Annotated in this window: 18 protein-coding genes; 13 read left to right on the forward strand and 5 right to left on the reverse strand. The window is 60.2% G+C overall.

All coding sequences use genetic code 11. The features are described 5' to 3' along the window. The first annotated feature begins 65 nt into the window (after window positions 1–65). The 9 genes from secY (at window position 66) to F3J08_RS10420 (ending at window position 7,161) form a co-directional block, all read left to right on the forward strand. Complete coding sequence (gene secY, locus F3J08_RS10380) at window positions 66–1,445, forward strand: preprotein translocase subunit SecY (protein WP_166929742.1); 1,380 nt, start codon at window positions 66–68, stop codon at window positions 1,443–1,445. Then, window positions 1,442–2,017, forward strand: a complete 576-nt coding sequence (locus F3J08_RS10385) for an adenylate kinase (protein WP_023978983.1) — start codon at window positions 1,442–1,444, stop codon at window positions 2,015–2,017. The genes secY and F3J08_RS10385 overlap by 4 nt, the downstream gene beginning before the upstream one ends. A 223-nt stretch (window positions 2,018–2,240) precedes the next feature. Continuing rightward, the gene (gene rpsM, locus F3J08_RS10390; protein ID WP_023978982.1) at window positions 2,241–2,618 is read left to right on the forward strand and encodes a 30S ribosomal protein S13; all 378 of its coding nucleotides are present in this window, start codon (window positions 2,241–2,243) and stop codon (window positions 2,616–2,618) included. 92 nt (window positions 2,619–2,710) lie between these two features. Beyond that, on the forward strand, window positions 2,711–3,103 hold the full coding sequence (rpsK, locus tag F3J08_RS10395; protein ID WP_023978981.1) for a 30S ribosomal protein S11: 393 nt from the start codon (window positions 2,711–2,713) through the stop codon (window positions 3,101–3,103). A gap of 156 nt (window positions 3,104–3,259) precedes the next feature. Beyond that, a complete protein-coding gene (locus tag F3J08_RS10400; RefSeq protein ID WP_023978980.1) occupies window positions 3,260–4,279 on the forward strand; it encodes a DNA-directed RNA polymerase subunit alpha in 1,020 nt (339 codons plus the stop codon). 38 nt (window positions 4,280–4,317) lie between these two features. Then, window positions 4,318–4,743 carry a 50S ribosomal protein L17 gene (gene rplQ / locus F3J08_RS10405; protein WP_062164123.1) on the forward strand — a complete coding sequence of 142 codons (426 nt, stop codon included), beginning with the start codon at window positions 4,318–4,320 and terminating at the stop codon, window positions 4,741–4,743. 356 nt (window positions 4,744–5,099) lie between these two features. After that, on the forward strand, window positions 5,100–6,413 hold the full coding sequence (locus F3J08_RS10410; protein ID WP_240149272.1) for an MFS transporter: 1,314 nt from the start codon (window positions 5,100–5,102) through the stop codon (window positions 6,411–6,413). 73 nt (window positions 6,414–6,486) lie between these two features. Continuing rightward, the gene (locus tag F3J08_RS10415; protein ID WP_166929744.1) at window positions 6,487–6,900 is read left to right on the forward strand and encodes an ASCH domain-containing protein; all 414 of its coding nucleotides are present in this window, start codon (window positions 6,487–6,489) and stop codon (window positions 6,898–6,900) included. An 87-nt stretch (window positions 6,901–6,987) separates the two neighbouring features. Next, window positions 6,988–7,161: a DUF1328 domain-containing protein gene (locus F3J08_RS10420; RefSeq protein WP_023978976.1), complete on the forward strand. Its 174-nt coding sequence runs from the start codon at window positions 6,988–6,990 to the stop codon at window positions 7,159–7,161. Window positions 7,162–7,256: 95 nt separating this feature from the next. Here F3J08_RS10420 and F3J08_RS10425 read toward each other — a convergent pair whose 3' ends face one another. The 4 genes from F3J08_RS10425 to F3J08_RS10440 are packed head-to-tail and all read right to left on the reverse strand — an operon-like array spanning window position 7,257 to window position 16,568. Beyond that, window positions 7,257–8,795, reverse strand: a complete 1,539-nt coding sequence (locus F3J08_RS10425) for an efflux transporter outer membrane subunit (RefSeq protein ID WP_166929746.1) — start codon at window positions 8,793–8,795, stop codon at window positions 7,257–7,259. Further along, the gene (locus F3J08_RS10430; protein ID WP_166929748.1) at window positions 8,792–12,070 is read right to left on the reverse strand and encodes an efflux RND transporter permease subunit; all 3,279 of its coding nucleotides are present in this window, start codon (window positions 12,068–12,070) and stop codon (window positions 8,792–8,794) included. The genes F3J08_RS10425 and F3J08_RS10430 overlap by 4 nt, the downstream gene beginning before the upstream one ends. Beyond that, window positions 12,067–15,246: an efflux RND transporter permease subunit gene (locus F3J08_RS10435; protein WP_166929750.1), complete on the reverse strand. Its 3,180-nt coding sequence runs from the start codon at window positions 15,244–15,246 to the stop codon at window positions 12,067–12,069. Before F3J08_RS10435 ends, F3J08_RS10430 begins: the two co-directional genes overlap by 4 nt. 8 nt (window positions 15,247–15,254) lie before the next feature. After that, on the reverse strand, window positions 15,255–16,568 hold the full coding sequence (locus F3J08_RS10440) for an efflux RND transporter periplasmic adaptor subunit (protein WP_166929752.1): 1,314 nt from the start codon (window positions 16,566–16,568) through the stop codon (window positions 15,255–15,257). A gap of 263 nt (window positions 16,569–16,831) precedes the next feature. On the opposite strand from F3J08_RS10440, the gene F3J08_RS10445 reads away from it, so the two are divergent. From F3J08_RS10445 to F3J08_RS10460, 4 genes are all read left to right on the forward strand, one after another. Continuing rightward, window positions 16,832–17,125 carry a CsbD family protein gene (locus F3J08_RS10445; RefSeq protein ID WP_062164129.1) on the forward strand — a complete coding sequence of 98 codons (294 nt, stop codon included), beginning with the start codon at window positions 16,832–16,834 and terminating at the stop codon, window positions 17,123–17,125. 199 nt (window positions 17,126–17,324) lie between these two features. After that, window positions 17,325–17,966, forward strand: a complete 642-nt coding sequence (locus F3J08_RS10450; RefSeq protein ID WP_166929754.1) for a ribonuclease HII — start codon at window positions 17,325–17,327, stop codon at window positions 17,964–17,966. After that, the gene (locus F3J08_RS10455; RefSeq protein ID WP_023978969.1) at window positions 17,966–19,054 is read left to right on the forward strand and encodes a DNA methyltransferase; all 1,089 of its coding nucleotides are present in this window, start codon (window positions 17,966–17,968) and stop codon (window positions 19,052–19,054) included. Before F3J08_RS10450 ends, F3J08_RS10455 begins: the two co-directional genes overlap by 1 nt. A gap of 371 nt (window positions 19,055–19,425) precedes the next feature. Further along, a complete protein-coding gene (locus tag F3J08_RS10460) occupies window positions 19,426–21,672 on the forward strand; it encodes a glycoside hydrolase family 3 protein (protein WP_205206902.1) in 2,247 nt (748 codons plus the stop codon). A 172-nt stretch (window positions 21,673–21,844) separates the two neighbouring features. Here F3J08_RS10460 and F3J08_RS10465 read toward each other — a convergent pair whose 3' ends face one another. Further along, window positions 21,845–22,438 carry an ankyrin repeat domain-containing protein gene (locus F3J08_RS10465; protein WP_370458713.1) on the reverse strand — a complete coding sequence of 198 codons (594 nt, stop codon included), beginning with the start codon at window positions 22,436–22,438 and terminating at the stop codon, window positions 21,845–21,847. Between the last annotated feature and the right edge of the window lie 35 nt (window positions 22,439–22,473).

The following is a 22,473-nucleotide window of genomic DNA, read 5'->3' on the forward strand; positions in this document are numbered from 1 at the left end:
CGACGGTAATCCTGAACAGCGTCCCGCGCCTGCGGCGACGCTGTTTTTGTTGAAAGGACCGGTGGATGGCCTCCGCAGCCGAGCAGCTTGCCGCCAATCTCAATCTGAGTTCGTTCTCCAAGGCGACCGAACTCAAAAAGCGCATCTGGTTCACCCTGGGCGCGCTCATCATCTATCGTCTGGGAACCTACATCCCGGTTCCTGGCGTCGATGCGACCGTGATGGGTCAGCTCCTGAACCAGAATCAGGGCGGCATCATCGGCATGTTCGACATGTTCACCGGTGGTGCGCTTGGGCGTATGACTGTGTTCGCCCTGAACATCATGCCTTACATCAGCGCGTCGATCATCGTGCAGTTGCTCTCTACGGCGCTGCCTTCGCTTGAGGCGCTCAAGAAAGAGGGTGATCAGGGCCGTAAGAAGCTCAACGCCTACACGCGTTACCTGACGGTGCTGATCGCCCTGTTCCAGGCCTATGGCGTCGCCATGGGGCTCGAGCACATGACCAGCAAGACCGGTGCCTTGGCTGTTGTGGCGCCCGGTCCGTTCTTCATCCTGTCCTGCGTGGTTACCCTCGTTGGTGGAACCATGTTCCTGATGTGGCTGGGTGAGCAGATTACGTCGCGTGGTGTGGGTAACGGCATCTCACTGATCATCTTTGCTGGTATTGTCGCCAACCTGCCTCACGCGCTCGCCAGCCTGTTCCAGCTTGGCTACACGGGCGCGCTCTCGCCGTTCTTCGTGTTGCTGTTCCTGGTGCTCGCCGGGGCGACCATTGCGTTCATCGTGTTCATGGAGCAGGCGCAGCGCCGGGTCGTCATCCAGTATCCCAAGCGTCAGGTCGGCAGCCGCATGTTCGGTGGCGATTCCTCGCATATGCCCCTCAAGGTCAATACGGCTGGCGTGATTCCGCCCATCTTCGCTTCCTCCGTTCTGTTGATCCCTGTGACGATTGCGGGCTTCATGAACGGCAAGGGGCTTCCGGGCTGGCTCAACACGCTAGGTCAGGAGCTGGGGCAGGGGCAGCCGCTCTACATGCTGTTCTATGCAGCAATGATCCTGTTCTTCTCGTATTTCTACGCTGCGGTGACCTTCAACCCTGAAGAGACTGCCGAGAATCTGCGCAAGCAGGGTGGCTTTGTGCCGGGTATCCGACCCGGCTCGAACACGGCGCGTTATTTCGACCGTATCCTTTCACGCCTTACGACCATCGGTGCGCTTTACCTCGTAGCGGTCTGTCTGCTGCCTCAGATTCTGATCAGCCGCTACAACGTGCCTTTCTACTTCGGTGGCACGAGCCTGATCATTATCGTGTCGGTCACGATCGACACCATGACTCAGGTACAGTCGCATCTCGTGGCTCATCGCTATCAGGGCCTGATCCGCAAGCAGCGTGGTCGTGGTAACGGCAAGGCTGAGGCTGGCAGGGGAGTGCGCCGTCGATGAACATCATCCTTCTTGGCCCGCCTGGAGCGGGCAAGGGAACGCAGGCCCAACGTCTTGAGCAGGAATACGGCCTGAAGCAGATCTCGACGGGCGATATGCTGCGCGCCGAGATGGCCGCAGGAACGCCGCTAGGTCTCAATGTGAAGTCGATCGTCGAGTCCGGGCAGTTTGTGCCGGATCCGGTGATGATCGACCTGATCAAGAGCCGCACCCTGCAGGCCGATTGCGCGAACGGGTTCATCCTCGATGGATTCCCGCGCACTGAAAGCCAGGCGGAGGCGCTGGACGCGATGCTGGCCTCGCGCGATATGAAAATCGATGCGGTGCTGCTGCTCGAGGTCGATGCCGAGCAGATTGTGGCTCGTCTGGCCGAGCGGCGTGCGCCGGATGGCTCACGACGTGCCGATGATGAACCTGACACGGTCCGTCGTCGTATACAGGTCTATCGCGACCAGACGGCGCCCATTCTGCCCTATTATGAGAATGCGGGGCGTCTGCGTCGCATCGATGGTATGCAGAATGTCGAGACGGTGCATCAGGCTATCGTCGCGGCTCTTGGGCTTACAAAATAAGTCGGATGGGGTCGATCACGCAAAAGTGAACGGTTTTATTTGACTCAAGGGGGGTGCTCGATATATTGCGCGCCCTCGACACAGGTGCTGTCAGTCGCGTTAATCGTCGCCCGTGAGGCGTTCGATTCTTTGGCGGATTGAACAGTTTCGATTGAACTGGCCCATGACATGGGTCGAAGCAGAAAGAGAGCCTGGCCTTCCGGTCAGGCAGGGAGTGAGTGGCGTGGCGCGTATTGCCGGCGTAAATATTCCGACGAACAAGCGGGTAGTCATTGCCCTGAGCTACATCTACGGCATTGGTCCGTCGACGGCGAAGGCAATCTGCTCGAAGCTCGAAGTACCTGAAGCGAAGCGCGTCAACGAGCTGAGCGACGATGAGATCGTGAAGATCCGCGAACTGATTGACGGCGATTACCGCGTCGAGGGTGACCTCCGCCGCGAAACCGCGATGAACATCAAGCGTCTGATGGACCTTGGTTGCTATCGTGGTCTGCGTCACCGTCGTGGTCTGCCGGTGCGCGGCCAGCGTACGCACACTAATGCCCGTACCCGCAAGGGTAAGGCCGTGGCGATTGCCGGTAAGAAGAAAGCGACGCGCTAATTCGCGCATCTTAGGCGGATCGTGGCGAGTGGCGGCCCTCAGGCTGTCCTCTGCCCTTCGCTCATTGCCAAGTTTGACAGGACGACCTCATCATGGCCAAGGCCGCAACTCCGCGTATCCGTAAGAAGGAGCGCAAGAATATCATCTCCGGTGTCGCGCACGTTCTTTCGACGTTCAACAACACCATGATCACCATCTCCGACGCCCAGGGCAACTCGATTGCATGGTCTTCGGCTGGCGCGCAGGGCTTCAAGGGCTCGCGTAAGTCCACGCCGTATGCCGCACAGGTTGCCGCCGAAGACGCAGGCCGCAAGGCACGCGACCACGGCATGGAGACGCTGGAAATTGAAGTTTCGGGTCCGGGTTCGGGCCGTGAGAGCGCCCTGCGTGCCCTTCAGGCCGTCGGGTTCTCCATCACGTCGATCCGCGACATGACCCCGGTGCCGCATAACGGCTGCCGCCCGCGCAAGCGTCGTCGCGTCTGATTGGCTCCGGCCCCTTCGGGGGCCGGTTGTCTGTCACCACCCGTCCGTAGGTGGTTTCTCTTTCGGGGGAGGCCACCGGCACGTTCTGACCGCGCTCCGGCGCGGTTGATGTTCCGTTGGTCCCCAGCGGGACAAGTTGTTTGAAAGGCCACGACATTGGTCCTCCAGAAGAACTGGCAGTCCCTTATCAAGCCGGAAAAGCTGGAAGTCGCGCCCGGCTCCGTGCCCACGCAGACAGCCACGGTGATTGCCGAGCCGCTGGAGCGTGGTTTTGGCATGACGCTCGGCAACGCGATCCGTCGCGTGCTGCTCTCCTCGCTGCAGGGCGCTGCCGTCACCGCGATCCAGATCGACGGCGTGCTGCATGAGTTCTCGTCCGTGCCGGGCGTCCGTGAGGACGTGACGGACATCGTGCTGAACATCAAGCAGCTTGCCCTGCGCATGCACGGCGAAGGCCCCAAGCGCATGGTGCTGACGGCTACGGGCCCCGGCGAAGTGCGTGCAGGCCAGATCCAGGCCGGTCATGACATCGAGATCATGAACCCTGACCTGGTCATCTGCACGCTCGATGACGGCGTGAAGCTGGGCATGGAATTCACCGTGAACATGGGCAAGGGCTATGTTCCGGCCGCTGCCAACCGTCCGGAAGACGCGCCGATCGGGCTGATCCCCATCGATGCGATCTACTCCCCGGTGCGCAAGGTGTCGTACAAGGTTGAGCCGACCCGCGTGGGTCAGGTCACCGACTATGACAAGCTGCTGCTCACGGTCGAGACGAATGGCGCGGTTACCCCGGAAGACAGCCTGGCTCTGGCCGCCCGCATCCTGCAGGACCAGCTCCAGCTCTTCATCAACTTCGACGAGCCGCGTCCGGTGCGTCAGGAAGAGCCGCGTGACGACCTGCCGTTCAACCGCAACCTGCTTCGCAAGGTTGACGAGCTCGAGCTGTCGGTGCGTAGCGCCAACTGCCTGAAGAACGACAACATCGTCTATATCGGCGATCTGGTTCAGAAGTCTGAGCAGGAAATGCTGCGTACGCCGAATTTCGGTCGTAAGTCGCTGAATGAAATCAAGGAAGTCCTGACTTCCATGGGTCTGTCGCTGGGCATGAATGTTCCGGCCTGGCCTCCCGAGAACATTGAGGATCTGGCAAAGCGTCTCGACGAGACGTTCTGAGCCCTATCCGGTAGAAAGCAGAGTAAGGAAACCCGATCATGCGTCATGGTGTTGCTGGGCGTAAGCTCAACGTAACCTCGACCCACCGCGCAGCCATGTTCCGCAACATGGCCGTGGCTATCATCAAGCACGAGCAGATCACGACGACGCTGCCCAAGGCGAAGGAAATTCGCCCGATCGTCGAGAAGCTGATCACCCTCGGCAAGCGTGGCACGCTGCACGCTCGTCGTCAGGCTTTTGCCCAGCTGCGCGACGAGACCATCGTCACCAAGCTGTTCTCGACCATTGCGGAGCGCTATCAGGGCCGTTCGGGTGGTTACACCCGCGTCCTGAAGGCCGGCGTCCGCTACGGCGACAACGCTGACATGGCCGTTGTCGAGATGGTCGACCGTGACGTCGATGCCAAGGGCAAGGATAGCGGCCCGGTGTTCAACCAGTCCGGTGAAGAGCCGATGGCTGCCTGATCCCTCAGGATCGGAACGCTAATGGAGAGGCCGGGCAGGAAACTGCCCGGCCTTTTTCATTTGGACTTACAAAATTCTGTCTAATCGTTTAAACAACCCACCAACACGCAAACACATCAATCCTACCTTCAAGAGCAGGATTTTTGATCAGTTTCGATACCGATCCTTCCTATCATGGGGTCGGGGGGCCAGTTTCGATATTCTGCATGAATATCCGGACGTTTTCCTGCGTTGGCGGGATCTGGCTTTTTCAACGGTCCGAGCACTCTCGTAGGACCAGTCACCACGCATCCCATGCCGATCCGGGCAATGAGGCCCGGTACGCTCGCGCTGCGTGTAGATACAGGAGAGCTTCTTTGTCTGAGGCAAGCACCACCCAGAGACGCGGGATCGCAGAGATCCTCGGTATTCCACGCCCTCTCTTTTTCGGCTTCGTCGGTCTGCTCTTGTTCATGATCGGTGATGGTGTCGAGGCGGGATACCTTGATACATTCATGCTCCATAACGGGCATACCCAGGGCGACGTGAATCTTCTCTTCACGACCTATGGTATCACGGTCATGATCTCGGCCTGGTTCTCCGGACCGCTGTCGGACCTGTATGGCCCAAAACGTGTGATGTGGATCGGACTGATCCTGTGGTCCGTGCTTGAGGTCGGCCTCCTTGCGCTGGGTCTTGGCCCGAACAACTTCACGATGACGCTCGTCTTCTACACGTTGCGCGGCTTCGCCTATCCGCTCTTTGCCTATGGGTTCCTTGTCTGGATCGCGGCTGCGACGCCGGCCACGATGCTGGGTTCAGCGGCTGGCTGGTTCTGGTTTTCCTTTTCGGCCGGTCTGCCGACGCTCGGTTCGCAGTTTGCCCGTTATGCCATTCCTGCAATTGGCGAGCTGGCAACATTCTGGTGCTCGCTTGGTCTCGTGATCCTTGGCGGTCTGGTGGCGCTGCTCTTTACCCATGAACCCACCGGCAAGAAGCGTCTGCTGCCCGATCATGTGAGCACGCGCGACATCTTCTTCGGGTCCATCAGCATCATGTGGCGCGAGCCCAAGACACTGATCGCCGGTATCGTGCGCACCATCGACACTTCGTCGGAATACGCGTTCCTTGCGATCATGCCGGCGTTCTTCATCGATCACCTTGGTTTTACACAGGGCCAGTGGCTGAACCTGTTGTCGCTGATCTTCCTCAGCAACATCCTGTTCAATCTCGTCTCGGGCATGTTGGCCGATGCGCTTGGACACCGCTTCATCGTCTCGGTGTTCGGCGGCATTGGTGGCTTCGTCTCGATCCCACTCTTTTATTATATCCCGGTCTGGTATCCCGGTAACTTCGCGGCTGCTGCGGCTGTTGGCATTTTCTACGGCGCGACCGTCGCTGCCTTCGTTCCGCTCTCCGGCCTGATGCCGCAGATTTGCCCCAAGGAGAAGGCGGCTGCGCTTTCGATCCTTGGTCTGGGTGCCGGTGCAAGCACCTGGGTTGGCCCGGCCATTGCCGGCATCTGCGAGAGTGTGTTCGGTCTTGGCATGGAAGGGATCATCTGGGCCTTTGCCCTGATCTATCTGGCAGCCGCCGGTATGACGATCACGCTCCGTATCTCGGACGAGGCGCGTCGTTATACGCAGGAAGCGCTTGCCCGTGGTGAGAACATGACGGCCGTCGGACACTAAGGGCTCAATTCCTCCTGTACCGACATGGCGAGGCGCCGTTGACATCTGTCGACGGCGCCTTTTTTCTGTCTGGATGACTGACCCTGTCTCTTCACCACCATCAGGATGGGAAAGCTTCGATCGCTTTTCCTTCGGCGACAGTCCGGCTCTTGCCGATGAACTCCTTGGCCTCGTTATCCGCGGGATCAAGACCGGCACATGCTGGGCCGCCTGCGACGGGCAGCAAACCCATATCGGGAAGTTGAGCGTCGTCTGTGACGGCAGGGACCAGCCCCGTGCCATCACCCGCACCGTGGCTCTCGAGAAACGACGCTATTGCGACGTGGATGAGGTTTTTGCAGCCAAGGAAGGGGAGGGCGACCGCAGCCTCGCCTATTGGCGGGGCGAGCATGAGCGTTATTTCCGTCGTCTGAGCCAATTCAGCGAGACGATGGAGCTATGGTGCGAGGAATTTGCTGTCGTGTTTGTGTTTCCTCACACGCACTGACCGGGCGTCTGTGACCAGTGCGGCGGCAGGGTGAACTTTCGTTGCGACATCGCGTTGACCCCGGACAGAACTAAAAAGGGTTTCGCTATGCTAAAGCTCGCCATCTTCTTTCTGATCATCTCCCTGATTGCAGGGCTCTTCGGATTCACCGGTATCTCGGCAGCTTCGGCGGGAATCGCGAAAATCCTGTTCTTCCTCTTCATCGCCCTGTTTGTGCTCTTCCTAGTCATTGCCGTCTTTGTCGGCAAGGCCGTGACCTGAGCCTGCCAGATACGACGCAGCAAAAAGGGGAGAGCCGAAAGGCTCTCCCCTTTTTTGTTTGCTGCCAGCGCCTCGCGGAAAAGGCCGGGTAAGGTCTATTGCTTCGTCTTGGACAGGAATTCCGGCAGCAGTGGATTGTTGGTCTGCAGCGAGGCCTTGCTGGGGAGCTGCGAGACATCCCAGCCACCGCCGAGGGCCACAATCAGATCGACATGCGCAATGGCCTGGCTCTGATGGATACCAAGAGCCTGGACTTCGTAATTCAGGGCATTCTGCTGGCTGGTCAGGACGGTCGTATAGGTTTGAGTGCCTGCGATGTATTCATTGAGCGAAACGCGAACAGCTTCCTGCGCCGACTGCACAGCGACGTTCTGCTGAGCCAGCTGCTCGTTGAGGATACGGAGATTTGACAGGTTATCCTCAACGCCCTGAAGGGCGGTCAGGACGGTCTGGCGATAGGTCGCCACCGAGGCGTCGTAGTCAGCGCGTGCCTCGCGTACGGCCGCGGTACGGGCGCCGCCATTGAACAGGGTCTCTGTCGATGACGCACCAAGCGACCAGAAGCGCGTGGCAGCCTGAATCAGTGTCTGGAGCGGGTTGCCACTATAGCCATAGGTCGCGCTGACCGAGATCTCCGGATAGAAGGCGGCGATATAATAGCCGATCTCGGCATTATACCCTTCCATGTTGCGTTCGGCAGCCGCGATATCGGGGCGGCGCTGCAACAGCACCGACGGCACGGCACTGGGGGCTGTTGGCAGGGTAAGAGGCAGAGCCCCAACCGGGATGGTCAGATCGGCGGGTGCACGGCCAACAAGAATAGCAATGGCATGTTCATATTGGGCCCGCGTGATCCCGGCCTGCGTGGCCTGCGCCTCGGTCTGCTGCAACTGATACCGCGCCTGCCAGAGCGAACTCGGGTCCGTTACGCCGGCATCGACCTGATTCTGAACGATGTTGAGAGCCTGACGGAAGTACCCCACGTTATCGAGGTAAAGCTTCCTCAGACTGTCCTGATAGCGCAGATTGAAATAGGCATTGGCCAGCTGGGACTGATAGGACAGCTGCGCATTGGCGAGATCGGCCGCGCTCGCCTGGGTGGCCGTCACCTGTTGCTGGATCTGGCGACGGATACGGCCCCAGACATCAAGCGTCCACGAAGCCGATGGCCCTGTGTTCCATGTATTGACTGTGGTCGTGGTGGAGTAATTGACCACCGACCCGGAACTGGCGCTTCGTGAGCCGCTACCCTGGGCGTTACGGCTGAAACTGAACGAGCCGGAAAGCGTGGGGAAGAGCTGGGCGCGAATGGAATCAATCGTTGCCTCGGCCTTGCGATACTGCGCCTCATATTGCTTGACGTTCTGGTTGGAGATCGCGACCTGCGACTCAAGCCAGTTCAGCTGGGGATCATGATAGACCTCCCACCACGCACCTTTCGGCGCTTCGGCCAGCTGGGGCTGGGCGACGCCCCAGCCCGCAGGCGGCTTGGGGGCTTCCTTGAACTTGGCCGAAATCACCGCATGGGGACGATGGTAGTCAGGCCCCACCATGAAGCATCCTGAAAGCAGGGGCGTGCAACATGCAGCAAGGAGGGACAGGCGTCGGGCTGAGCGAGACGGGAAGAGAGTCATCCTTGGGTCTGATCCTGATGGTGCCGGCGGAAAAGCATGGAGGTGGAATGGAAGAACCGTGAGATCCTGCGTCCCATCGCGTCGAGCGTCAGGAAAACTGCAGGCGTGCTGTAAAGGGTGAGGGCCTGACTGACGACCAGACCGCCGAGAATGGAAATACCCAGAGGGCGGCGCAATTCTGCACCATAGCCATTGGCAATGATCAACGGAACTGCACCCAGCGCTGCGGCGAGCGAGGTCATGATGATGGGGCGAAAGCGCAGGGCGCTGGCCTGACGAATGGCTTCTTCGGGGGTGGCGCCGTCGCGCTGGGCCTGCATGGCGAAATCGATCAGCATGATGGCGTTCTTCTTCACGATGCCAATCAGCAGGATCACGCCGATCATCGCGATCAGCGAGAACTCCTCGCCGAAGATCTGGAGCGCCAGAATGGCCCCGACCCCGGCGGAAGGCAGCGTGGAGAGAATGGTGAGCGGGTGCACGAGGCTCTCATAGAGCACGCCCAGCACAATATAGACCGCGGCCAGGGCCGCGAGGATGAGCAGGGGCTCGTCATTGACCGATTTCTGGAACAGGGCGGCATTACCCGCAAAGCCACCCTGAATGTCTGAGGGCACATGCAGCTTGATCAGTGCAGCATTGATGGCCGTCACCGCATCGCCCAGCGACACGCCCTGCTTGAGGTTGAACGAAATGGTGGTGGCCACCGATTGCCCCTGATGGTTCACGCTCAGGGCTGTGGTGCCCGGAATGATGTGCGAAGTCAGGCTGAGCGGCACCATGGTCTCGGCGCTGGTCGCCACAGCCGAACCCGAGGACGCATTGCTGCCGCCAGCCAGACTGTTGGCCATCTGGTTCTGGTAGTTGGAATCGGCGGTCGAGACGCTGCTTGAGGCCGTGCTGGTCGTGACAACGCGGATGCGGTTCGATGCAACACTGCCTGAGGCCGTACCGCCCGCGGTGCTGATCCAGACCTGCTGTAGCGTGTTGGGGTCCTGCCAGAAGCGTGGCGCTGCCTCCATGATCACACGATACTGGTTGATCGGCTTGTAGATGACCGAGGCAGCACGCTGGCCATAGGCGTCGAACAGGATGTTCGAGACGAGTTGTGGGGTGATCTGGAAACGTGACGACAGGTCGCGGTTGATCTTCACATCGAGCGCCGAGCCGCCTTCGCTCAGATCGGAGGAGACATCCATAAGCCCCGGAATTTTCTGGAAGGCTTCCACCACCTTCGGGGTGAGGGTGAAAAGCTCATCGGCATCGGGGCCTTGCAGGGCATACTGGTAGGAGGCATTGCCGCCACGGGCACCCGCTCTTACGGCACCGGGTGCCATGAAGAAAATCTCGGCGCCGACCATATGGCTGAACTTGCGGCCCAGCCGTTCGATGGTCTGGGTGACCGTGTCGCTACGAGCGGATTTGTCCTTGAGTGAGGCAAAGAGATTGGCCTGATTGGCCTGACGACCGCCCAGAAAACCGACGATGGCGGCGACATCGCGATCTTTCGAGACGGTTTTGGCCACCTCATAGGTCTTGCCGCTCATCTGGCTGAATGACGATGACTGATCGCCGATGATATGGCCCATCATCATGCCGGTATCTTCATCCGGGAAGAAGCCCTTGGGCATCTTCACGAAAAGCGCACCTGCGATGAACAGGGTGGCTGGCAGTGTCAGAAGCATCAGCCAGCGATGGCGCAGGGACCAGTCGAGCGAGGCGACATAGCCATCGGTAACACGGGTGATCTGCCGATCGAGGAAGATGGCGATACGTGCGCGCTGATGCCCTTCTTTTGCAGGGCGCAGCAGCAGGGCGCAGATCATGGGGGTGAGTGACAGCGACAGGATCATCGAGATCACAAGGGTGATCGAGATGGTCATGGCAAATTCGTGGAACAGTCGCCCGGCAATCCCACCCAGAAGGATGATCGGCACAAACACGGCAATAAGCGAGAGGGTGATGGAGACGACCGTAAAGGCCACTTCACCCGCGCCGATCAGCGCCGCCTTGAGTGGCGAGAGACCCTGCTCGAGATAACGCGTGATGTTCTCCAGCACCACGATGGCATCATCAACCACGAAGCCGGTGGAGATGGTGAGCGCCATGAGTGACATGTTGTCGAGCTGGTAGCCCAGCAGCTTCATGACAGCGAAGGTCGCGATGATGGAGGTGGGCACTACAATCGCCGGGACCAGAATGGCCGGGGCCGATTGCAGGAACACCAGCACGACCAGCACCACCAGCACCACGGCAAGGATGAGCGTCAGCTTGGTGTCATCCAGCGCGGCGCGAATGGTCTTGGAGCGATCAACGGCAATATGCAGGTCGATATCGGGGGGCAGAGCCGCCCGGATGAGAGGCAGGCGCGCCTTGATCTCGTCGGTGGTCTTGACCACGTTCGCCCCTGCCTGCGCAAAGACCAGCCCCACCACGGCACGCTGTCCGTTATAGACGCCGAGCGTACGCAGGTTTTCCACGCTGTCATTGACCTCGGCCACACTCGACAGGCGAACAGGGCGGGCATTGCGATAGGCGATGATCAGGTCGCGATAGGCCTGGGCCTTCTCAGCCTGGTCGTTGGTGTCCAGCGTAAAGCGATAGCCGCCCTGATCGATGAAGCCTTTGGGCGTATGGGCATTGGCCGAGGCCAGCGATGCGCGCACATCCTCGAAGCTGATTCCGAATTTGTAGAGCAGGAGCGGATTGACCTCGACGCGCACGGCAGGGAGTGCACCGCCACCGACTTCCACCTCGCCGACACCCTGAACCTGACTGAGTTGCTGCTGCAGAACGTTCGTGGCCTGATCGTACAGCATGGCCGGGGTCTTGGTGGGGGAGGTGAGCGCCATCACGAGGATGGGCGCGCCGTTCGGATTGGCCTTCTGATAGCTGGGGTTGGTGCGCAGCGTGGTAGGCAGGTCGGCACGGGCGGCCTGCAAGGCAGCCTCGACATCGCGCGCGGCGCCGTTGATGTCGCGTGACAGATCGAATTGCAGGATGATCCGGGCCTGATTGACCATGGATTGCGAGGTCATCTCGCTCAGCCCGGCAATAGCACCCAGATGACGCTCGAGTGGTGCTGCGATCGTGCTCGCGATCTCGGTAGGCGAGCCACCCGATTGCTGCGCCTGCACCATGATGACCGGCATGTCCACATTGGGCAGATCGGCCACCGGAAGCATGGTGTAGGCCAGCATTCCGGCAATGAGCATGGCGGCCGTCAGGAGCGAGGTCGCAACGGGCCGCAGAATGAAGGGGCGGGTGATATTCACTCGCCACCCTGTTCCGCAAGGCGCTCAGACATGGAGCGGAGCCCGAAACGACGACGCGTTGCGGCGGCGATGCGATCCATCATCAGGTAGATGACCGGTGTGGTGAAGAGGGTAAGCAACTGCGACAGCAGCAACCCGCCCACAATCGACACACCGAGTGGACGACGCAGCTCGGACCCTACGCCGTGGCCGAGCATCAGGGGCAGGGCACCGAAGAAGGCCGCCAGCGTGGTCATCAGGATCGGGCGAAAGCGCAGCAGCGCTGCACGACGGATGGCATCGAAAGGCGCCAGCCCGTCCAGTCGCTCGGCCTCGAGCGCGAAGTCGATCATCATGATGGCGTTTTTCTTCACGATGCCGATCAGTAGCACAATGCCGATGATCCCCATGACATCCAGATCCATGCCGCAAAGAGACAGCGCCAGCAGCGCGCCGATGGCGGCAGAGGGCAGGGTGGAAAGGATGGTGATCGGATGGATGAAGCTCTCATAGAGCACGCCCAGCACGATATAGACCGCCACAAGCGCCGCAATCACTAGATAAAGCTCATTACTCAGCGAGGAGCGGAACGCCGCCGCCGTGCCCTGGAACGCCGTCTGGAAAGCAGGAGGCAGGCCGATGCTCGACGCTGCGTGGTCGATGGCATTCGTCGCAGCGCCCAGCGAATAACCCTCGGCCACGTTGAAGGACACAGTGGTTGCCGGGAACTGGCCGAAATGCGTGATCAGCAGTGGGGCGAGGCCTTTGGTGATGGTGGTCACCTGATGCAGCGGCACCAGACCGGAGGTGGGCAGGCGGGTCGGGCCGGACGAGCTCTGGCCAGCCTCGCTGGAGATACCAGGCAGGTAGAGCTGGCCGAGGCTGGCCAGGTCATGCTGGAAACGCGGCTCTGTTTCGAGGATCACGCGATACTGGTTGGACTGGGTATAGATGGTCGAGATCTGGCGCTGGCCGTAGCTGTCATAAAGCAGGTTATCGATGGTCTGTGGCGTGATGGAGTAGCGTGCGCCATTGGTGCGATCGAGGTCGACATGCGCGACCAGCCCCTCGGCCTGCAGGTCGGAGGTGACATCGGCCAGAGCGGGTTCCTGCTGCAAGGCGGTAAGGAGCTTGGGCACCCAGGTCTTGAAGGTGTCGTAATCCGGGTTCTCGAGCAGGAACTGATACTGCGTGGCGGACACCGTGGAATCGAGAGACAGATCCTGCACGGGCTGGAGGAACAGCCGCGCACCGGGTGTCGAGCTTCCCCGTTCGGCCAGACGCTTGAGAATGGCAGAAAGCCCGCTGCTGCGCTGGTCCAGCGGCTTGAGGTTGATCAGCATACGCCCGACATTGAGCGTCATGTTCTGCCCGTCGATACCGACGAAGCTCGATACGCTGGCAACGTCAGGATCTTCAAGCACGGCGGCGATAACCGCCTCCTGATGCTTCTTCATGCTGTCGAATGAGATGGCCTGCGCCATCTGGGTAATGCCCTGCACCACGCCTGTGTCCTGACGGGGGAAGAACCCCTTGGGGATGATCACGGCAAGGAACACGGTCAGCACGAAGGTGCCCAGTGCTACGAGCAGGGTCGCTGTCTGGTGACGCAGCACGAAATCGAGCCAGCGCGCATAGGTGGCGATCAGGCGTTCGATGGCATTGCCTACCCGTGCGGCGACGCGCTGGAAGCGGGTAGTGGCATGCTCGTCATGGGCGCGCTCGCTGAGCAAACGGGCGCACATCATGGGCACGAGCGTGATGGAAACGATGGCCGAGATCACGATGGTGATCGCCAGCGTCATGGCAAATTCATGGAACAGGCGACCGACCACATCGCTCATGAAGAGCAGCGGGATGAGCACGGCAATGAGCGAGACCGTCAGCGAGATGATGGTAAACCCGATCTCCTGCGAGCCCTTGACGGCTGCGGTGTAACGGTCTTCGCCCATCTCGATGTAGCGCGCGATGTTCTCGATCACCACGATGGCGTCATCCACCACGAAGCCCGTCGCGATGGTCAGGGCCATAAGTGAGAGATTATCGAGCGAGAAATCGAGCAGATACATCACCGCCAGCGTGCCGATAAGCGAGAGCGGCACGCTCAGGCTTGGAATGATGGTGGCGGGCACGTTGAACAGAAACACGAAGATCACGGCCACCACGAGCAGCATGGCCATGCCGAGCTCGAACTCCACATCGGCCACCGAGGCGCGAATGGTGGTGGTGCGGTCGGTGAGCGGGCTGATCTCGATACCGGGCGGCAGTGTCTTGCGCAGCTGCGGCAGGACCGCCAGCACATTATCGACCACCGAAATCACATTGGCACCGGGCTGGCGCTGGACGTTCAGGATCAGCGCCGGTGTCTTGTCGGACCAGGCGGCAAGCTGGTCATTCTCGGGTCCCTGTACCACGGTGCCCACATCGCGCAGGCGGATCGGGCCGTTATCCTGATAGGCGATGATCTGGTTCATCAACTGGTCGACAGAGGAAATCTGCCCGTCGATACGCAGCGTGGTCGAGCGGTGTGGGCCGTCGAACGTGCCGGTTGGTGAGTTGATGTTGACCGTGCCGATGGTGGTGCGCACCGTATCGATGGCGATGCCATAGGAGGTCAGCTTGGGGATGTTGATCCGAACGCGTATGGCCTTGCGATTGCCACCCGAGAGCGTGACAAGACCCACACCCGAAATCTGGCTGACACGCTGCTGAAGCCGCGTATTCACATAATCCTGCACCTCGGTCAGGGGCATGGTACGCGAGGTGATGCCCAGCGTGAGGACGGGGGTGTCAGCCGGGTTGACCTTGGCATAGATCGGCGGGGCCGGAAGGTCGGTCGGCAGAAGCGAGTTGGACTGGTTGATGGCCGCCTGGACTTCCTGCTCGGCAATATCCATCGACATATCGAGCCCGAAGCGCAGCGTGATGACCGAAGCGCCGCCCGATGACTGCGAGGTCATCTGGTCGAGGCCGGGCATCTGACCAAGCTGCGTTTCGAGCGGGGCCGTGACCGATGTCGCCATCACATCCGGGCCTGCGCCCGGATAGAAGGTCGAGACCGTGATGGTCGGATATTCCACCTGGGGCAGGGCCGAGATCGGCAGGAAGTGATAGCCGAGCAGACCGGTCAGCATGATCGCCAGCATCAGGAGCGATGTGGCGACCGGGCGATCGATGAAGAGACGAGAAGGATTCATGGGCGGGCTTACTGCGCGGGCTTGGCGGCAGGAGCGGGAGTGGCGCTGGTGTCGCCCTTGTTCCCGGTATCCGACGCATTGGCATTGTCAGCAGGGATGCTCACCTTGGCGCCGGGGCGCAGATGATTGGTGCCATCGGTCACCACGCGCTCGCCCAGCTTGAGCCCGGTCTTGATGACCGTCACGTCGTTACTGGCAATGCCGGTCGTGACGTTGCGGACCTCAACCGTGTTGTCGTCTTTCACGACATAGACGAACTGGCCGTCCGGCCCAGTCTGGAGCGCGTTGGACGAGAGCAGGATGACGTTATGCAGCGTGTCGACCAGTAGACGGGCATTGACGAACTGGTTCGGAAACAGGTGCTCGTCTTCATTGCTGAAGATGGCGCGCATACGCACCGTGCCTGTGGCCGTGTCGATCTGGCTGTCCAGCGCCTTGACGGTGCCGGAGGCGATCTTGTTCAGGTTCGCGCTATCCCACGCATCGACAGGAAGCTGGCCCACAGCGCGCAGCCTGTCCATGACCTGCGGCAACTGGTCCTGCGGCAGGGTGAAGATCACGGAGATCGGTTGCATCTGCGTGAGGATAGTCAGACCGCCTGACTGTCCCGCCGTGAAGTAATTGCCCATATCGACAGCGCGGATACCGACGCGGCCATCAACAGGCGCAATGATGTGACAGTAATACAGGTTAAGACGGGCATTATCGACATTGGCCTGGTCGAGCTTTACGGTGCCTTCAAGCTGCTGGACCTTGTACTGCGCATCGATAGCCGTCATGGCGGCGATCGAGTTCTGCTTGATCAGCTTGTCGTAACGTCCGGCATTGATGCGGGCATCGGCCAGCTGGGCCTGATCCTGCTTCAGTGTGCCAAGCTGCTGTTCCAGCGCTACCTGATAGGGGCGCGGATCGATCAGCACCAGCTCGTCGCCGGCCTTGACGTGTTGTCCTTCCTTGAAAGCCACATTCATGATGTAGCCGCTCACGCGGGCCTGCACGGTCACGTTGGTGATCGGCACGACGGTACCGAGCTCCGTCAGGACCTCGGGCATGTCACCCGTCTTGACCACAGCCACGGCGACAGGTGTCGCCTCGCTGCTGCCCTGTGCAGTAGCCCCGGCGCGATGGCCACCGCGACCGGCATGATGCGTGCGTGAATGGGGGCGCAGGAAGGCGACGGCAAGAAGCAGGACAATCAGACCGCCGATAATGAAAAGCAGGCGCCGCTTGCGCCGGGGTCTTGCCGGCGCGGGCGAGGCGGAAGGGTGGGGCGCAGCATGGCGCGCAGGCTGGGTCCGGTCAGGGCCCGTCTGATCAGTCATCTCTTCTCGTCTTCCATCACCCAAACCAGAGGCGGACACATGCGCCTACTGGTGTCTGAGACATACGTTATTTGAGGCCGCCGTAACATGACGTCAGCTAAATTCTAGTTCAAACACGAAACAATCTACAATATCCCACGTTACATAAGATCGGTCGTGACAGCGGGATCCGGCGCAAGTATCGAGGAAACCGTTTTGCTCATGCGCCGTTCGTCCTAACGTCACGGATGTTTCGAGCACCGTTAAGTGAAAGGATTATGACAATGGCTGATGCAGTAGAAAAAAAGGGTGAAGGTCTGCTTGATGAAGCCAAGGGCCGTCTGAAGGACGCTGCCGGCGGTCTGACAGGCGATGCCAAGCTTCAGGCTGAAGGCAAGATCGATCAGCTCTCCGGCATGGCCCAGCAGGAATTTGCCGATCTTTACGACGATGCCGAGACCACTCTGGAAAAGGCGACTGCCTTCGTGCAGGACCGCCCGCTGATTTCACTCAGCGTTGCCATTCTGGTCGGCACCATTCTTGGCGCGATTTTCTTCGGACGCTCCAAGAAGAAGTAAGACCTCAGGGCAGACCTGATGGAGGAAGGGAGATCGCAGCGATGTGGTCTCCCTTTTGTCATTTTGCGGGCAAAAATGATTCACTCACGCATTACAGGGGTTTACAGCGCGATTCGGGTGATTCAAAAGCGATTCGCAGGACTGTGCGACTCGGGCAGTCTGTCTTGTTTTAAGCTGCCAGGGATCATGTAACTGCACCATGCCGGACTACACTCTCGAACTTGCCAATGGGGCACCGGAGAAGAGGGTCGCTGGCCTGGACGAAGTGGGCCGTGGCCCGCTTGCTGGACCTGTCATCGCGGCAGCTCTCATGTTTCTCGAGCCGCCCGATGCGGCGCTCTCTGTACTGATCGATGATTCAAAGAAGCTGAGCGCCCGTCGTCGCGAGGCAGCTTATGCGGCGCTGATCGATCATTCTTCAGTCCGGATTGGGCTTGGAGCGGCATCGGTGGCTGAAATCGAGCAGATCAATATCGGCAAAGCCTGCCACCTTGCCATGCAGCGCGCCCTGACGCATCTCGGTGCCGTTCCAGACCTCGCCCTTGTGGATGGCAATCGCCTGCCTGAGCTGGGTTGTCCTGCCATCGCTGTCATTGGCGGCGACCGCAAGAGCCTTTCCATTGCCGGGGCATCGATCATCGCCAAGGTCAAGCGAGATCGCCTCATGGCTCGCCTCTCGGAACGCCATAACGCTTATGGCTGGGAGAAAAATGCGGGCTATGGCACGGCTGTCCATATGGCCGGTCTGCGCGAAGCCGGTGTCACGCCGCATCACCGACGCGATTTTGCCCCTATACGTGCCCATATTGCGGGTGCCACCCATTCGGCCGGAGCCATCTAATGCAGGATTTTCCTCTTGATCAGATCCTGTGTGGCGAGTGCATCGACACGATGCGTGGCCTGCCTGATGCCAGCATTGACTGCATCTTTGCCGATCCGCCGTATAACCTGCAGCTGCGCGGCGAACTGCGCCGCCCGGATGAAAGCGTGGTCGATGGTGTAGACGACGCCTGGGACAAATTTGCCGATTACGCGACCTACGACAATTTCACGCGTGAATGGCTGACTGAAGCCCGTCGCCTCCTGACCAAGGACGGGACGATCTGGGTAATCGGGTCCTATCACAACGTGTTCCGGCTGGGCGCGATCATGCAGGATCTGGGGTTCTGGATCCTGAACGACATTGTCTGGCGCAAGGCCAATCCTATGCCCAATTTCAGGGGGCGTCGTTTCACCAATGCCCACGAGACCCTGATCTGGGCCGCGCGCGGGCCTGAAAGCAAATATCGCTTCAATTATCAGGCCATGAAGGCGCTGAATGATGACATGCAGATGCGAAGCGACTGGTATCTGCCGCTCTGCACCGGCAACGAGCGCCTGCGCAACGCGCACGGTCTGAAGCTGCACCCGACCCAGAAGCCGGAAAGCCTGCTTCATCGCGTCCTGATTGCGTCCACCATCGTGGATGATATTGTTCTTGATCCGTTCTCGGGTAGCGGGACGACAGCGGCGATGGCAAAGCGCCTCGGGCGCCGGTTTATCGGTATCGAGCGGCACCCCGACTATATTGAGGCGGCACGTGCCCGTGTCGAAGCCGAGGTGCGTCTTTCTGACGAGCAGCTGGCGATCACCCCGGCCAAGCGCGAGATGCCGCGCGTGCCGTTTGGCAGCTTCGTCGAGCAGGGAGCCTTGCCCGCCGGCACCGAACTCTTCGACCGCCAGCGTCGTGTCAGCGCGATTGTCATGCCCGATGGCAGCCTCGTTTCCGGCTCGCATCGCGGCTCCATTCACAAGATGGGCGCCTTGTTGACCAACGCCCCATCCTGCAACGGCTGGACGTTCTGGTATTTTGAGCGTCAGGGCGAAGTGCTTCAGATTGATATCCTGCGTACCGAAATGGCGCAGACGCCCCTGCGTAACGTCGGCTAGGTTCGCCCGTCCTGCCGTAAGGCTCTGTGTCCGTGGGGTCTGAGTTGTAAAGTCGGGCAAGATCACGCTGCCCGACACGCCGCTTGTGCTGCTGGCATTGCGGCACGTCCAAGGGCTTGGGAAGGTGTCGCATTTCGATTGTGCAGACAGTACCGGCATCAGGCCAGTACAATCCGATTATAGAGTATTACTCGGTATTATTGACAAATCATGTCGCGTTACTGTGACTTTGCATCCGTAACGTACTGGCGCGTTTATAGATCAGGCTCGCGGGCAAGCGTCTTTGAAGCGCAATGCCGATCCATCAGGGAGGGTGTGTGCGTTTTCCGTCCTGCGAGTATCCGCTGAAGATAATGAGGCAGATATCGATCATGGATACGACGACATCCCGCGCAAACATTCCGGGCACTGGCACGGGCACTGGCACGGGCACTGACACAGGCAAAGGGTCGAGAGAGAGCAGGCCATTGTGGCTCGACCCGACGCTGGACCCTGATACGCGGGCCTGCGCGGCCACCGAAGCCATGAGCCATGCGCAAAAGATGTCATGGATGGCCGGCCCGATGGCAATCCCGATTGGCGATGAAAGCAAGCCTGAAGGCGCTATCGGTTCCGCCGGTTATTTTCCGGCGATGCCAGAGCTGGGTATTCCGGCGCAGCAGCAGAGCGATGCGAGCCTCGGTATAGGCAACCTCAATAATGTCCGCCCCAATGACAACGCTACGGCGTTGCCATCGTCCCTTATGCTCGGTGCCTCTTTCGACCCTGAGCTTTCCCGCGAGACAGGCCGCGTGGTTGGGTGCGAAGGACGTGCGAAGGGATTCAATGTCGTACTCGGTGGGGGTGCCAATCTCGTGCGCGAACCACGTGGGGGGCGCATTTTCGAATATATATCTGAAGATCCCCTGCTGACCGGTCAAATCGCTGGTGCGTCCATTGAGGGAATCCAGTCACAAAAGGTGGTCTCGACCATCAAGCATTATGCGATCAACCCTGAGGAAACCGGCCGGGTGATGATCAGCTCGGATATCGATGAGGCAGCCCTGCGGGAAAGCGACCTTCTGGCGTTCGAGATTGCCATCGAGATCGGTAGCCCAGGCGCCGTCATGCCTGGCTATAATCTCGTCAACGGCCATTGGGCGTCAGAAAATACCTTTTTGCTCAGCGAGGTACTGCGTCGGGACTGGGGCTATCGTGGCTGGGTCATGTCGGACTGGGGAGCGACCCACACCACCGTCAAAGCCATTACGGCGGGGCTGGATGTGCAATCCGGCGCCAATATTGACCCCAAGCCGCTCTTTGGCGCGCATCTGGACGAGGCAATAGCGGCTGGTGAGGTGTCGCAGGCGCGTCTTGATCAGTCGGTCCAGAGACAGCTGCGCAGTCTCTTCGCCGTGGGAGCCATCGACGATCCTGCCGAGCCGGGTGGGAGCATTGATTTTGAGGCGCATAAGCGGATCGCCCAGCGTGCCGCCGAAGGCGGTATTGTCCTGCTGCGCAATGAAAACGCGCTATTGCCGCTCAAGGCGGCGTCCCAGAATATTCTGCTGATCGGTGCCCGCGCAGATCAGGGTGTTCTTTCAGGAGGTGGTTCGTCCTCGGTCACACCCAAGGGCAGCCTGCAGATGGAGGGCGCGACTTTTGCCGGTGTACCGCTGGAAAAAGTCTATCATCCTTCCTCTCCCATGCGGGCCATCGCCGCTGCAGCGCCGCAGGCGCATCTGAGTTATGATGACGGTCAGAATATCGACCGTGCTGCCGGTCTGGCGGCGACAGCGGATATCGTGGTCATTTTCGCGGAGTTGTGGCGCACCGAAGGGCAGGATGTGCAGGGGCTTTCGCTGCCCGGTGAGCAGGAACGCCTGATCGAGCGTGTGGCGGCAGCCAATGCCAACACGGTCGTGGTGCTTGAAACCGGCGGCCCGGTTCTCATGCCCTGGCGTGACAAGGTGCCTGCTATCCTGCATGCATTCTACGCAGGGTCTGGCGGGGGAGAGGCAATGGCGTCCATCCTGTTCGGGCATGTCAATCCCTCGGGACGTCTGCCCTTCACCATTCCCCTGAGTGAGAGCGATCTGCCGCGCCCCGGACAGATCGATCCGCAGACGGTCATCTCCAATCCCGGTGAGCCCGTATACAAACCGATTGTGCATCGCGACTACGCGATTGAGGGTGCCGATACAGGATATCGCTGGTTCTCACGAACCGGGAAGCCTGTCGCATATCCCTTCGGGTTCGGCCTGAGCTACACGCATTTCGACCACGGTAATGTGGCGATCGACCCACAGGCACTCGTGGCGCGCTTGCCCGTCACCAATACCGGACCCGTTTCCGGGGCAGAAGTCGTGCAGATCTATGCCGCCTTCGAAGGTGATTCCTCGTTCCAGCCCCGTCTCGTGGGATTTGCCAAAGTCGTGCTCGCACCGGGCGAGACGGAGGAAGTGCAGGTGTCGCTGGAACCGCCTTTGCTGGCGCGGGTCGAGGGTGAAAACTGGGTGCGCAAGGCGGGACGCTATCGTTTCGATCTGCGTCGTGACGCGATGACGCCTATTACCGGACAAAGCCTGACGCTCGGTGAATGGATCCGTCCCTTACGTCATGAAGCGGCGATCGATTGATGCTCAGGCGGGGGCGAGAGCCGGGTGAGATATCCGGCTCCGTTTTTCTGCTGGCATGAGGGCAGTCGCAAAAAAAAAGCATATCGGGAGACCGATACGCTTTTTGCAGTTCGTGCGCTCGACCAGAGGATCGTCTGGTGCAGAGGCTCGTCGAGGCGGGGGCAGGAAGCTTTTAGCGACCGCCGAAGCCGAGGAACCCGATATCCGGCTGGGCCTGGCCTCCGGAAAAATCGAAACGCGGCTTGGTGGATGCGGCCACAGCCGGAGTCCCCTTGCGACCCTTGCCCTTGATGGTCAGGTGCCCGTTGCCCTTGGCATCGGTTTCGATCTGCGAGTGGGTCGTTTCTGCAGCGAATCGGCTGTCATCGCCATAGGTCCGCATCGACAGCAGCAGGAACATGATATCCTTGCGGTTGAGGTCGATCGCCATGTCAAGCGGTGTCTGGAACAGGACGTTCTTGGCATTCATGTCCGCGCCGCGGTTGAGAGCCTCCTTCGCCGCATTGAGCGAGCCACGGTTGATGGCATCGAACAGGGCGTCGGTCGGGTTCAGGTCCACATTGGCGTGGCCCGCATCGGATTCCTGAGAGTCAGCGCCAGGCAGGGCGGAAGGCGGCGCTGCCGCCTTGGCGGCTCGACGGGCTTCAGCCTTCTTCTGCGCCTCTTCGGCCTCCTGTTCCGCTTCCGCATCATCTGCAGACTGCGCATGCGCAGCATGCCAGGGAACGAAGAGGACTGGCGTTGCCGCAAGGGCAGCCGTCAGCATCAGGGGAAAGAATCGTGGGACATTCATGTGAAGTC

The organism is Asaia sp. As-1742, assembly GCF_011753235.1.
Classification (GTDB): Bacteria; Pseudomonadota; Alphaproteobacteria; order Acetobacterales; family Acetobacteraceae; genus Asaia; species Asaia bogorensis_B.

Coding starts and splice junctions, on each gene's coding strand:
- secY (WP_166929742.1), top strand. CDS start 66: ATGGCCTCCGCAGCCGAGCAGCTTGCCGCCAATCTCAATCTGAGTTCG.
- F3J08_RS10385 (WP_023978983.1), top strand. CDS start 1,442: ATGAACATCATCCTTCTTGGCCCGCCTGGAGCGGGCAAGGGAACGCAG.
- rpsK (WP_023978981.1), top strand. CDS start 2,711: ATGGCCAAGGCCGCAACTCCGCGTATCCGTAAGAAGGAGCGCAAGAAT.
- rplQ (WP_062164123.1), top strand. CDS start 4,318: ATGCGTCATGGTGTTGCTGGGCGTAAGCTCAACGTAACCTCGACCCAC.
- F3J08_RS10415 (WP_166929744.1), top strand. CDS start 6,487: ATGACTGACCCTGTCTCTTCACCACCATCAGGATGGGAAAGCTTCGAT.
- F3J08_RS10420 (WP_023978976.1), top strand. CDS start 6,988: ATGCTAAAGCTCGCCATCTTCTTTCTGATCATCTCCCTGATTGCAGGG.
- F3J08_RS10425 (WP_166929746.1), bottom strand. CDS start 8,795: ATGACTCTCTTCCCGTCTCGCTCAGCCCGACGCCTGTCCCTCCTTGCT.
- F3J08_RS10435 (WP_166929750.1), bottom strand. CDS start 15,246: ATGAATCCTTCTCGTCTCTTCATCGATCGCCCGGTCGCCACATCGCTC.
- F3J08_RS10440 (WP_166929752.1), bottom strand. CDS start 16,568: ATGACTGATCAGACGGGCCCTGACCGGACCCAGCCTGCGCGCCATGCT.
- F3J08_RS10445 (WP_062164129.1), top strand. CDS start 16,832: ATGGCTGATGCAGTAGAAAAAAAGGGTGAAGGTCTGCTTGATGAAGCC.
- F3J08_RS10450 (WP_166929754.1), top strand. CDS start 17,325: ATGCCGGACTACACTCTCGAACTTGCCAATGGGGCACCGGAGAAGAGG.
- F3J08_RS10455 (WP_023978969.1), top strand. CDS start 17,966: ATGCAGGATTTTCCTCTTGATCAGATCCTGTGTGGCGAGTGCATCGAC.
- F3J08_RS10460 (WP_205206902.1), top strand. CDS start 19,426: ATGGATACGACGACATCCCGCGCAAACATTCCGGGCACTGGCACGGGC.
- F3J08_RS10465 (WP_370458713.1), bottom strand. CDS start 22,438: ATGCTGACGGCTGCCCTTGCGGCAACGCCAGTCCTCTTCGTTCCCTGG.